This is a genomic window from Methanolinea sp., assembly GCA_030055515.1.
In the GTDB taxonomy this organism is placed as follows: Archaea; Halobacteriota; Methanomicrobia; order Methanomicrobiales; family Methanospirillaceae; genus Methanolinea_A.
This window is the reverse complement of record JASFYI010000002.1, coordinates 343436-355996: the sequence shown is the minus strand read 5'-3', so window position 1 is coordinate 355996 and position 12561 is coordinate 343436. Positions and strand designations below refer to the sequence as shown.

Here is a 12561-nt window from a genome sequence, read left to right as displayed (position 1 = left end):
CTCACCACCACCCGTCAGGGAAGTCCTCCCACGAGCAGAACGTGGTCCCCCCGCGCTGCCCGGCGGTCGGGTCATCGTCCTCCCCCCACCATGTCCCTAGGGGATCATCTCCCCCGCGGGGACGGGAACCTTTCGGTTTCTCCCCGCCGCGGGAACGGGACCCGCGCGCCCGCGGTGCATCCCCAGGAAAGTCCCTGTCACCCGCGTCCTTGAGCGCCGAGAGGATGTCCCCCGCGTCCGGGAGGCCGCCCGGAAACGTGCCCGGGTCCGCGAGGCTGTCGGCGAGCGCCCGGACCTCGCGCGCCGCGTCACCGACCGATCCGAGGACCCCGTCCCACGGGATCTCGCGGCCGGGCGGAAAAGACCCGCGGGACCGGGCAGGCGGCGGGGGCGATCCCCCCGCGGGGAACGCCGCGGAGAGGAGGGCCGCGATCCTCCCGGGGATGGCACGGAGGATCCCCCGCGGTGGCGGCGCGGGAGGGGAGGTCCCCGCCCCGGTCGCCACGAGCTTTGCCATCAGGGCGCGGCGGACAGGCGGGTCCAGCCCGGGCATCCGCGAGACGTGGAAGACGAGCCTCCCGAGGAACGCGGCCGGAACGGACTCTGCCCGCCGCCGCATCACCGCGCCGTCTTCCGGGAAGATGCAGCCGCCGAGGAGCCGGTCGAGCATCTCGACCCGGTACCCGAACGAGAGGTCGCGCATCTCCCCGATCGCCCAGACGATGGCGAACCGTTCCCGGGCGGAAAACCCGGTCCCCGCGCGGGTCGTCAATGGATGATCACCCCATCGCCAGGGCCGCCCCGCGTCCCGCGCCCCCGCGCGGCGTGCGCCCGGCGTGCCCTGTACCCCGCGATGCGGCCCCCGTCGCGCGGGGTGGGCCCGGGCTCCCCGGCGAAACACGCGAGGTGGACGACCGCGTCCCAGTGGACGAGCGCCGAGCCGACGAGCCCGTCCCCTCCGAACCTGTGCTCGGTCCCGAGCCCGACGCCGGGGTACGCGTCGCCCGGGAGGGATGCGACCCGCCGGAGGAAGTCCGCGGGCCTCTCCCCCGCGGGGGATTTTTCGGGCGGCGCGTCCCCGTCGGCGAGGACCTCGATCACGTAGCTCTTCACGAGTTTCCCGTGGAGGTCGGCGTAGACGTCGGGCCGGGAGACGAGCTCGAGGCCCGCGGGCCGCCCGTCGATGTACACGAGGATCCCCTGCTGGCCGGGGACGAGGGGGAACGCGTCCACGTATTCCCGCATCTTCTCCTCGTAGGCGGAGAAGATGTCCCTCATCGCGCCGGTCCGGGAGGCGATGTGCATCTTGTCCCCTAGCTCCTTAATCTCGTCCCATATCTCGGACTGGTCCGACCTGCGGCTCATCCCCCTCTTCATGGACATCGCGACATACGCCATCTTCTTTGTCCGGACCTTGTAGGCCATCACGGTCCGCGAATCCTCGAAGTGGGGCGAGGTGTAGGACCAGCGCCCCTGCTCGGTGCAGCTGACCGGGATCACGATCTCTGACTCGCCGGGGACGAGGATCGTCGTGTTGAGGACCCTGTTCTGCTTTGCGCCGGCGAGCTCCTCGCCGTCGACGAGGAGGACGGGGACCCTGCCCTTGTTCCGGACCGAGAGCTCGGGGACCGTCCCCTCCTTCCCTACCTCCGTGACGCGCAGGAGGCCCTCCGCGAGTGCCCGGGAGAGGGAGATGTACTCCCCGTCGCCGGCGGGGCCGGCGAAGACCGGGATGACCTCCATCCGCCCAAAGACGTTCCCGCCCTCAAGGCGGAGCGATGCGAGGCACGATGCGACGATTGAATCCATCTCTTACCACCTTTCTCCATTGTTTCCCAAGTTGTATCCCGGGACCGCGGGGATCCCGGTGTCCTGCCGGTGCCGCGGGAGGGTTGGGGGACCACTCCCGGGGGCCGCCGGCACGCGATCCCCCACGTGATGGAGGGCACTTCCCCCCCGCCCGTCGTCACCGCCGGGCACTCTCTCCCCCCTCCCCCACAGTCCTCCTGGCAGGAGGCCGGGGCCGCCTGCCATGCATAATAATAATTTTAATACATAAAAAAATTTTTTGTGCATGAATTATAATTAACAATGTGCCGTGGGAAGATAGCGTTTAAAAATTGAATTTCGCCGCATTATTCATTTTAATGTGGCGAAATAGGGGGTGCCCGAATTTTGCAAATAAAAAATTTCGAGATAAAAAAATTTATTATCCATAGAATTTAATTTTCGAATCGATGACGTACACCCACATCGTCTTCGTCGGCCACCACAAGGAGCGTCTGATGGAGTCCATAAGGAGCCTGCGGAAGTACCCGGTCGAACGGGTCATCCTCGTCCTCGGGGAGGACGACACGAGCGGGGAGCGGATCTCGCGCAACGTCGCCTCCCGCGTGAAGGCCGAGCTTGCGCCGCTCTACGCGGTCTCGATGGCGACCGTGGACAAGCGCGACGTGGTCCGCGCCGCGTCCCAGCTCGTGGACATGATCCTCAAGGAGAAGAGGGCGGGGGCACGGTGCATCCTGAACATGAGCGGCTCGCTCCGGACGTTCGCGATCGCGGCGTACATCGCGGGCTGCATCACGGGCTCGCCGATGATCACCTCGATCCCCCGGTACGACGAGGAGGACCGCGAGGTCGGCGTCGAGGAGATCATCGAGCTTCCCCGGATCCCGGTCCAGTTCCCGCGGAAGGACCAGGCCGAGGTCCTCGCGGCGATCGCGGGCGGGAGCGAAACGTTCGAGGAGGTCGTCGCGAGGGTGAACCCGCGGGCGGGGGAGTCGGCGGAGGAGATGGCCCGGGAGCGCAGCAGGGTCTCGCACCACGTGAAGAGGATCGAGGAGCTCGGCCTCGTGACGAGGGAGAAGGCGGGAAAGCAGGTCGTGCTCTCGCTCTCGCCCCTCGGGAGGCTCTTTGCGAAGGTGTGCGCGGCGGGGGGGTGAGGGGGGTGCCGTGTATATACTTGCCAATTTTAAATCCTTACATGAGGGATGTATTCATGTTTGCATATAGAATTGAATCGGTTTTATATAGAGAATCCCGGCCTGCCGGGTTCCCCTTCGACAGGTGACCGGGATGGAGGGAATCTACGCGTACTGGGGCAAGGCCGCGCGCGATCTCTCCGCGTGGCACCTCCTGCCCTACCACTGCCTCGACGTCGCGGCCGTCGGGCACGCGTACCTCCGCCACGACGAACTCCTCTGCCAGAGGACCGCAAATCTCCTCGGGATCGAGGCAGCACGGGTCCCGGATACCATCGCCTTCCTCCTCTCCCTCCACGACATCGGGAAGTTCTCTGAAAACTTCCAGAGTAAAGTCCCCGCGCTCTTCCGTCTCCTGCGGGGGAGGGATGCGGGGGCGCGCAGGGATGTCGGCCACGACACGATCGGCAGCTGGATGTGGGAACGTCACATCTCCCGCGATGCCTTCCTCTGCAGGCTCCTGCCGGGAGAGGAGAAAAAGACCCTCCGTGCCCTCAACCTCGCCCTCTCACCCCTCTTTTCCGCGGTGATCGGCCACCACGGGAGACCGCCGGGGCCGGAAGATGCGAGCAACCTTTTTTCCGCGGACGACCTCCGGTGCGCGGGCGAGTTCGTCTCGCGGGTGGCCGGCCTCTTCTCCGTGGACGGGTACCTCCTGAGGATCCTCGGGGAGAGAGCGAGAACGGACTCGGTGAGGGTATTCTCGTGGCCGCTCGCCGGTCTCTGTGTCCTCGCCGACTGGATCGCGTCCAACCACGAGCTCTTCCCCTTCTTGTCAGGGAGGGTTCCCCTCGGGCAGTACTGGGTGGAGACTGCGCTTACCCGGGCGGAAAAGGCTCTTTGGCGCCTCTCGGTCCTCCCGCTCCCTCCCGCGGGGGAACGGGACATCGGCCACCTCTTCCCGGCCTTTGCAACCGGCCGGTACACGCCCTCCGACCTGCAGGAGTACGCCTCCCGGGCGCGACCCGGCCCGGGCCCCCACCTCTACATCATCGAGGACACGACCGGGAGCGGGAAGACGGAGGCCGCAATCACGCTCGCGCACCACCTCGCCGCCGACGGCTGCGGCCACGGGCTCTACTTTGCCCTCCCCACGATGGCAACCTCGAACGCGATGTACGGGAGGATACGGGACGTGAGGGGGAGGTTCTTTGCGGGCGGGAGGGTTGTCCCCGTCATCCTCGCCCACAGCGCCCGGCAACTCCTGCCCCTGTACCTCCGGGCGCATGCCGGGACAGAGGGCGTCACAGGGGAGAGAGACGAGGAGGACGTCTCGCTCTGGCTCGCGGACAACCGGAAGAAGGCGCTCCTCGCGGCACTTGGGGTCGGGACGGTGGACCAGGCCCTCGCCGCGGTCCTCCCCCGGCGGCACCAGTCCCTCCGCCTCTTTGGGCTCTGGCGGAATGTCCTCGTCGTCGACGAGGTCCACGCCTACGACCCGTACGTGAACGAGTTCTTGCGAAACCTCGTCTCTGACCACGCCCGCATCGGGGGGAGCACCATCCTCCTCTCGGCGACTCTGCCCGTATCCACGCGCAACGAGCTCGTGCGGGCATTCTGCGACGGTGCGGGGATCCCGTGCACAGCGCGGGAACCGGGCCCGTACCCGCTCGTCACGCACGTCTCGCGCGACGGCTGCGAGGAGATCCCGCTACGGGCAAGGCCCGGGACAGAAAGGGAGGTCCCCGTCGTATTCTCCGAGGACGAGGAGGATGTCATCGCCCACCTCCTCTCCGCCGCGCAATCGGGGAGGTGCGCCTGCTGGATCCGGAACACCGTCCGGGACGCGATCGGGGCGTACAGGGCGCTCGCGAACCGCGGCGCGGATCCCTTTCGGACGCACCTCTTCCACGCGCGGTACATCCTCGGCCACAGGCTCGAGGTGGAGAACGAAGTCCTCCGCCTTTTCGGCAAGGAGAGCACGCCGGGGGAGAGGTCCGGGAGGATCCTCGTCGCGACGCAGGTCGTCGAACAGTCGCTCGACATCGACTTTGATGTGATGGTGACGGATCTCGCCCCGATCGACCTCGTGATCCAGAGGTCGGGGAGGCTCCACCGGCACCCGAGGGGGGAGAGGGGGAAACCGGTCCTCGGGATCCACGCCCCGCCGTGGGACGAGAACCCGGGGCCGGACTGGTACGCGTCGAAATTCCCGGCCGCCGCGCGTGTCTACGCAAAGCACGGCGAGCTCTGGCTCACCATGAGGATCCTCCGGGAGAAGGGTGCGATACGGATCCCGGGGGAGGCCCGGGAGCTCGTCGAGGGTGTCTACGGGGTGGGCGCAGACAGTCGCATCCCGGCGGCGCTCGCGGCGAGGGACAGGGAATTCGACCGCGAGGCGAGGGACCGCGGGGTGGCGATGACGAACGTGATCAATTTCACCCGGGGTTACACCCGGGACACGTCCCCGTGGCCCGACGACGAGGACGTTCCCACGCGCCTCGCCGAACCGCAGGTGACCCTCAGGCTCGGCACCGTCGACCGGGAGGGGGAGACGGTCAGGCCGCTCTTCGATGCGGGCGAGTACTCGTGGGAGATGAGCCAGGTATCGGTCCGCCGCGCAGAGATCGGTGGAGGGATCGGTGATGTGAGAGAATTGGGAGAACTCATAGAATCCGCACGGGCAACCATGCGGGACAAGGGGAGGGGGTGCATCCTCGTGCCCCTCGTGCAGCGTTCAGACAACCACTGGGAGAACACATTCCCGCGGAATGACGGGAAGCAACTCCGCATTCAGTACACGAGAGAGGAGGGATTACTCATCGATGAATCGTGAGATGGAGAGAGGACCTCCCCGGGGAGATGTCCTCCTCGGGAGACACGTGGCAGGTCACCCGGAGGTGATCCACCATTCCTGACAGATTACTCAACCTCGTCGAAGACCCGTGGATCCCCTGCCTCACAGAGAAAGGGGAGCGGCTCACGCTCGCGCCGTGGCAGGTCTTTGAGCACTGGGATGACCTTGGGCCTGCATCGCTCGCAACTGTCCGCCCCGATTTCCAAGGATCGATCGTCCAGTTCCTTATTGGCCTTGTCCAGACGACGATGCCGCCCCGTGACGACGCCGAGTGGACAGAGGCACTCGAAGAACCCCCGGACCCCTCCCGCGTGAGGGGAGCGTTCGCGTCCGTTGCCCATGCCTTCAACCTCGGGGGAGAGGGGCTGCGGTTCATGCAGGACCCAACCTGCGCCGACGGAGAGAAGATTCCCATCGAGTCCCTCGTCATCGGGATGCCGGGGGACAATACCCTGAGAGAGAACCGGGACTTGTTCAACAAGAGGGGGTCCGTGAAGAACCTCTGCCCCGCGTGCGCCGCGCTGGCCCTCATGACGCTCCAGATAAACGGCCCGCAGGGTGGGAAAGGGCACATGACCGGCCTCCGCGGCGGGGGGCCGCTGACGACACTCGTCCTCGGGGGAACCCTCGGGGAGACGGTGTGGCTGAACGTGCTCCCGGAAGACGAGTTCTTCCTCGGACTGAAGTCCGACCGGAAAGAGGAGATCCACGATATATTCCCCTGGATGGGACCGATAAGGACGAGCGAGAGAGAAAGGCGCGGGCAGAAGACGGGGATCTCGAACGCGAGCCAGCTCCAGATGTTCTGGGGGATGGGCCGGAGGATCCTACTCGACACGGAGAAGACACAGAGAGCAAACTGCGACGTCTGCGGCGAGGAGACCGATACGGGGATCGGGGCGTACAGGACAAAGCCATACGGGATCCAGTACGATGAGAGCTGGCGTCATGTCCTCACGCCGTACCGGAGAGACAAGAAGAGCGACGCGATGCTGCCCGTCCACCTCAGCCCGGAGGGGATCACGTACCGCCACTGGCTCGGGATCGTCCAGAACGACCCTGAAGAGGGGCGCGAGATCGCCCGCGTGATCCAGAGGTTCCACCGCGTCGGGGGGCTCGTCTGGGGCCTCCTTCCCAGGAATCCCCGCATCTGGGCATTCGGGTACGATTTCGAGAAGGTGAAGGCCCGCTGCTGGTACGACAGCACCATGCCGCTCGTCTTGGTGAGCAAAGGAATCAGGGAGAGTTACGAATCGAGCACGGCGCAGATCGTCCGCGCTGCCCAGTACGTGAGCGATGTCCTCCACCATGCGGTCAGGGAAGCCCTCTACGCGACCGAGCAGGGGGACGGAAAGCAGGGCAGGCCGCAGGTCCCGGACAGTGCACCCAAGAATATCCCCACCGTGAGGGCGAGGTTCTGGTCAGAGACCGAACCGCTCTTCTACCGGACTCTCGGGAGGATCAAGGATGCACTCGAGGCCGGAGAACCCGTCGAGCCCGTGAAGGTCGGCTGGGTGAAGGACGTGAGGAGAACCGTACTCTCCCTCTACGACTTCTACGCCCAGTTCGACTACATCGACTCGAACAGGCCGAAGGCCGTCGCGGGCGCGCGCAAACGCCTCGCGATGATGGTCGCGCCCGGGGCCAAGAATATCGCGAAGATTCTCGCATTACCACGTGAGGCAGAGACATGATGTCCGAACAGAGAAGATGGCTCCAGTTCACGAATCCCCGCGTATCCGAGATCCTCCTCGAATGGTGGGGGACACTAGACCAGAACCGCGGCGAGAGGGCTGACCTCCGGCGCTGCAAGACCACCGAGGACGTCGCCTTCGTCCCCGCGTACCACCGCCTGCGCAAGGCGCTTCTCCCCCTCGGGGAGGTGAACGACCGGTCGCTCTGCACCGTCGCGGGAGTCCTCTCCCACGTGCGGGAGAACGACGGGTCCGGGTCCTTCGCTGCACAGCTCGCGAGGATACCGCCGGGGAGGGATGCTCCCCTGATGAGCGAACTCCGGTTCCGGAGGTTCATCTCGATCCGGGATCCCGAGCTCCTCTACAGGGAGGCGATCAGGGCAGTCCGGATCCTCGACGGAATCGTGAACATCACGGACCTCGCCCAGGGTCTCTACTGGTGGACCCCCGAGACGAGGAAGAAATGGACGTTCGAATACTTTGAGAAAATCGCGTGAGGTGATAATCCATGACCGAATTCATCCAGCTGCACATACTCGCATCGTATCCGCCATCGAACTTAAACAGGGACGATCTCGGCAGGCCGAAGACCGCGATCCTCGGAAACACCCAGAGGCTCCGCATCTCGTCCCAGAGCCTCAAGCGCGCGTGGAGGCAGTCGGAACTCTTCCAGTCTGCGCTCGCCGGGCACATCGGGATCAGGACGCGGGAGATGGGCAACAAGATCGTCGAGGCCCTCGTCTCGGGGCGGACCCTGAAAGATGTCCTCTCCGGGAAGGAGACGCCGCCGTCGAGGAAGCCCGTCGCCGAGAGGAACGCGCTCGAGTGGGCAAAGAAGATAGCCGAGCGGTTCGGCAAGGTCGCGGGGAGGGAGAAGGACCTGAAGACCGAGCAGATCGTCCACTATTCCCCCGAGGAGATCTCCGCGATCGATGCCCTCCTCGAGAGGTGCGCTGCCTCGGGGAAGGGACCGGAGGATAGTGACCTTGAGCTCCTGCGGAAGACGCACGCGGCGGTGGACATCGCGATGTTCGGGAGGATGCTCGCAGCCTCGCCCGAGTTCAACACCGAGGCCGCCGTCCAGGTCTCCCACGCGATCACCGTGCACGACGTCGTCGTGGAGGACGATTACTTCACGGCCGTCGACGACCTCAACCGGCTCGGGTCCGAGACCGGGTCTGCCCACATCGGTGTCCTCGAGTTCGCGGCGGGGCTGTACTACATCTACATCTGCATCGACCGGGACCTCCTCGTCGAGAACCTCGGGGGGGACACGGCGCTTGCCTCCCGGGCGATCGCCGCGCTCACGGAGGCCTGCGCGAAGGTCGCGCCGGCAGGAAAACAGGCATCGTTCGCGTCCCGGGCGTACGCGTCGTACTTGCTCGCCGAGAGGGGTTCGCAGCAGCCACGGTCGCTCGCTGTCGCATTCGTCAAGCCGGTGAGGGGAGAAGACCTCCTCTCCAGCGCAATCCACGCGCTTGAGGATACCCGGACAAAGATCGAGAGGGTGTACGGGAAGTGCTGTGACGACGCGGCCAGGTTCAACGCGGTCACGGGCGAGGGGACGCTGGATTCCGTCCTCGCATTCGTGGCGAAGTGAGTATGGTGCAGTACTGCGTGTTCTCGCTGTACGGCCCCATGGCGTCGTGGGGGGAGATCGCGGTCGGGGAGAACAGGCACTCTGCCGACCACCCCTCGAAGTCCGCGGTCATCGGGCTTCTGGGGGCAGCACTCGGTCTCCGGCGCGACGAGGAGGAGGCCCACGCGCGTCTCTCCGGGTCGCTCGGGGTCGCGTGCCTCGTGCGGGACCCGGGGGCTGCCGTCACGGACTACCACACGGTCCAGACACCGCCCGCCTCTGCCGTGAAGTCTGCCCGGTACTTCCGGACGAGGAAGGACGAACTCTCGGTTGGCCGCGACGTCCTCAACACGATAGAGTCCCGCCGCGAGTACAGGTGCGACACGTTCGTCCACGTCTGCCTGTGGGCAAAAACGGAAGATCTCCCCTGGTCGCTGCAGGAGATCGCGTCTGCCCTGAACAGGCCGCGGTTCGTCCCGTACCTCGGGAGGAAGTCGTGCCCACCGGGGCTCCCGGTGCACGCGAGGGTGGTCGAGGCCCAGACGATCCTCGACGCGGTCCGTGCCGCGGAGGAGGCCCACGCCGAGATCCTCCGCAGGTTCAGGTTCCCCCCGCACGCCGCACTCTACTGGGAGCCCGGCGGGACCCCGGGGATCGAGGCGCGGCACACGACGGTCCGGCGGGACGCGGTCGAGAGCAGGAGGAGGTGGACGTTCCTGAACCGGATGGAGCACTACGGGGTCGTCGACCTCGGGAGCGCGGGGGAGGCGTAGGATGTACTTCAGCAGGGTCCAGATTCGGCCCGGCGCCACTTTCTCCCCGGAGTTCTGGGAGATCGCGACGGGACCGTACCAGATCCACGCGATGGTCTGGGACCTCTTCTCCGACGGGGAGACGCGGGAGAGGGATTTCCTGTACAGGGTCGACTCGGTCCGCGGCCGGCCCGTGATCTACACGGTCTCGCAGAGGAAGCCGGTCTGCACGCGGAGGATCTGGATGGTGGAGACGAAGGAGTACAACCCCGTCCTCTTCCCCGGCCAGCGGCTCTGGTTCTCCCTCCGGGCAAACCCCGTGAGGACGCGGTGGACACCCCCGGACGAGCAGGGCCGGCGTGTCCACAAGAGGCACGACGTCGTGATGGACGCAAAACGCGTTGTCCGCGCCGCGCAGGGAGAGGGCGCTCCCCCCGTCCGGATGGCAGACCTGATCCAGTCCGAGGCAGTGAGGTGGCTCGCGGAGAGGGCCGGGAAACACGGCTTTTCGGTGAATGAGGGGAGCGTGGTCGCGGGCGGCTACCGGCAGCTCCAGTTCCGGCAGGGAAAGGAGAACAGGGAGGTGAGGATCAGCACGGTGGACTTTACCGGCCTGCTCCGGGTCACGGATCCCGACCTCTTCAGGAAGGCGCTTTCGGAGGGGATTGGTCCGGCGAAGGGGTTCGGCTGCGGGATGCTGATGGTCAAGCCCGCGTGAAGGGCGGCGGGAGATGCCCCCCATCCCACCCCATGTCCCCTCCATTCCCCTCAAGGAGCGGACATCACTCCTCTTCCTCGAGTACGGCGAGCTGGACGTGATCGACGGCGCGTTCGTGCTCGTCGACGCGCGGGGCGTCCGCGTCCAGATCCCGATAGGGGGCGTCGCGTGCCTCATGCTCGAGCCGGGGACGAGGGTCTCGCACGCCGCCGCGAAACTCGCCGCGCAGGCCGGGTGCCTCCTCGTGTGGGTCGGGGAGGCCGGGGTCCGCCTCTATTCCGCCGGGTACCCCGGTGGCGCGCGGTCCGACCGCCTGCTCTACCAGGCTTCCATCGCCCTCGACCCGGAGGGGCGCCGCCGCGTTGTCCGGAAGATGTTTGAGATACGGTTCGGGGAGCATCTCGATCCATCCCTGTCCATCAACCAGATGCGCGGCCTCGAGGGGGTGCGGGTGCGGAACCTGTACGAGGAATTTGCCCGGCGCTACAGGGTCCGGTGGGAAGGGAGGCGGTACGATCCGCACAACTGGTCCGCGGCCGACCTCCCCAACAGGTGCCTGAGCGCGGGGACGGCCTGCCTCTACGGTATCGTCGAGGCAGGGATCCTCGCTGCCGGGTACTCGCCGTCCATCGGGTTCCTCCACACCGGGAACCCCCTCTCCTTTGTCTTTGACATCGCCGACCTCTTCAAGTTCGAGACCGTCGTTCCCGCCGCCTTCGAGGTCGCGGGTTCCCGGCCGGTCCACCCCGAGCGGCAGGTGCGGCAGAGATGCAGGGACCTCTTCCGGGAACAGAATATCCTCGAGCGGATCATCCCCACCATCCAAGAGGTCCTCGCTGCGAGCGGGATGCCAATGCCCAAGCCGTACGAGGACGCGGTGCTGCCGGCCTTCGAGAAGGAGGACGAGGACTTCGAGTAAAAATGGAGGTTTTCATAATTCGCATGGGTCTCATGGTGATCGTGACCGAGAATGCCCCTCCCGCTCTCAGGGGGAGACTTGCTTTATGGCTCATCGAGATCCGGGCGGGGGTGTACATCGGTAATTATTCAAGCAGGGTCAGAGAGATGATCTGGAAGCAGGTCATCCTCGGCCTTGGCAAGGGGAGTGCAGTGATGGCATGGCATGCCCCCAACGACGCGGGGTACGATTTCGACACGGTCGGAGTGAACAGGAGGATTCCGCGTGACATGGACGGAGTGAAGTTAATCTCGTTCCTGCCGGAGAAGAAACCGGAGAAGAGATCGAAAGACTGATATATACCTTCTTTTTGGTGTATATAAATTGAAGAGAGTTCCCCACGTGCGTGGGGATGAACCGGATTTTCCTGGGTGGACGCGGTCGAGTGACCTCGAGTTCCCCACGTGCGTGGGGATGAACCAATGGATGAAACAAAACTACTCACACTCGGGAAGAGTTCCCCACGTGCGTGGGGATGAACCAACAAGGCCCTGGAACTCCGAAAAGCCGGGTACGAGTTCCCCACGTGCGTGGGGATGAACCGTCTATCGCGTGGATGGGAACATTACTTCTAGTGAGTTCCCCACGTGCGTGGGGATGAACCAATGAAGATAAACACGCAAATGCTCATAACCGGGAGTTCCCCACGTGCGTGGGGATGAACCAACATCATTACGTAACATTAAATCCATACAAATGAGTTCCCCACGTGCGTGGGGATGAACCGTACATGGTGAGGACGTGATTACGTACCATGGCGAGTTCCCCACGTGCGTGGGGATGAACCATTATGCCTGTGGCTTCGGATTGCGACGTCTATGAGTTCCCCACGTGCGTGGGGATGAACCGTAAACGTCCCTTGGAGAGTCTATACCGCCCCCGAGTTCCCCACGTGCGTGGGGATGAACCGAGTACGACGAGTATGGGCGCATCACGGGGTACGAGTTCCCCACGTGCGTGGGGATGAACCGGTTCCGATGTTCTTCACTCAGGGAACGGAATAGAGTTCCCCACGTGCGTGGGGATGAACCGAGATTGTAACGACAGAGAAACAGACCTACGACGAGTTCCCCACGTGCGTG

Annotated in this window: 11 protein-coding genes and 1 CRISPR repeat array (1 of these 12 running past the window's edge); of the genes, 9 read left to right on the top strand and 2 right to left on the bottom strand. The window is 65.2% G+C overall.

Annotated features, from left to right (window positions below; translation table 11 throughout):
* Position 1: 1 nt before the first annotated feature.
* Together QFX32_05985 and QFX32_05980 are read right to left on the bottom strand one after the other, a co-directional pair.
* Positions 2 to 772 (bottom strand): hypothetical protein, encoded by a 771-nt coding sequence (locus QFX32_05985; GenBank protein ID MDI9633590.1) that lies wholly within the window; start codon positions 770 to 772, stop codon positions 2 to 4.
* Positions 769 to 1809: a hypothetical protein gene (locus tag QFX32_05980; protein MDI9633589.1), complete on the bottom strand. Its 1041-nt coding sequence runs from the start codon at positions 1807 to 1809 to the stop codon at positions 769 to 771. Before QFX32_05980 ends, QFX32_05985 begins: the two co-directional genes overlap by 4 nt.
* Positions 1810 to 2237: 428 nt before the next feature.
* On the opposite strand from QFX32_05980, the gene QFX32_05975 reads away from it, so the two are divergent.
* The 9 genes from QFX32_05975 to cas2e all read left to right on the top strand — a co-directional run bounded on the left by QFX32_05975 (position 2238) and on the right by cas2e (position 11775).
* The gene (locus tag QFX32_05975; protein MDI9633588.1) at positions 2238 to 2942 is read left to right on the top strand and encodes a DUF6293 family protein; all 705 of its coding nucleotides are present in this window, start codon (positions 2238 to 2240) and stop codon (positions 2940 to 2942) included.
* A gap of 133 nt (positions 2943 to 3075) precedes the next feature.
* A complete protein-coding gene (gene cas3 / locus QFX32_05970) occupies positions 3076 to 5757 on the top strand; it encodes a CRISPR-associated helicase Cas3' (protein ID MDI9633587.1) in 2682 nt (893 codons plus the stop codon).
* 74 nt (positions 5758 to 5831) lie between these two features.
* Entirely contained in the window at positions 5832 to 7472 is a 1641-nt protein-coding gene (gene casA, locus QFX32_05965) for a type I-E CRISPR-associated protein Cse1/CasA (protein MDI9633586.1), read from the top strand.
* Positions 7472 to 7969 carry a type I-E CRISPR-associated protein Cse2/CasB gene (casB, locus tag QFX32_05960; protein MDI9633585.1) on the top strand — a complete coding sequence of 166 codons (498 nt, stop codon included), beginning with the start codon at positions 7472 to 7474 and terminating at the stop codon, positions 7967 to 7969. The genes casA and casB overlap by 1 nt, the downstream gene beginning before the upstream one ends.
* A gap of 11 nt (positions 7970 to 7980) precedes the next feature.
* Positions 7981 to 9072, top strand: a complete 1092-nt coding sequence (cas7e, locus tag QFX32_05955; protein ID MDI9633584.1) for a type I-E CRISPR-associated protein Cas7/Cse4/CasC — start codon at positions 7981 to 7983, stop codon at positions 9070 to 9072.
* Between the two features lie 5 nt (positions 9073 to 9077).
* Positions 9078 to 9824 (top strand): type I-E CRISPR-associated protein Cas5/CasD, encoded by a 747-nt coding sequence (cas5e, locus tag QFX32_05950; protein MDI9633583.1) that lies wholly within the window; start codon positions 9078 to 9080, stop codon positions 9822 to 9824.
* Between the two features lies 1 nt (position 9825).
* Positions 9826 to 10521, top strand: coding sequence for a type I-E CRISPR-associated protein Cas6/Cse3/CasE (gene cas6e / locus QFX32_05945; protein MDI9633582.1), 696 nt, complete (start codon positions 9826 to 9828; stop codon positions 10519 to 10521).
* 13 nt (positions 10522 to 10534) lie between these two features.
* Positions 10535 to 11440 (top strand): type I-E CRISPR-associated endonuclease Cas1e, encoded by a 906-nt coding sequence (cas1e, locus tag QFX32_05940; GenBank protein MDI9633581.1) that lies wholly within the window; start codon positions 10535 to 10537, stop codon positions 11438 to 11440.
* 2 nt (positions 11441 to 11442) lie between these two features.
* Positions 11443 to 11775, top strand: a complete 333-nt coding sequence (gene cas2e, locus QFX32_05935; protein ID MDI9633580.1) for a type I-E CRISPR-associated endoribonuclease Cas2e — start codon at positions 11443 to 11445, stop codon at positions 11773 to 11775.
* A gap of 35 nt (positions 11776 to 11810) precedes the next feature.
* Positions 11811 to 12561: a CRISPR direct-repeat array (repeat unit 28 nt; unit sequence GAGTTCCCCACGTGCGTGGGGATGAACC) (it continues 6237 nt past the right edge of the window).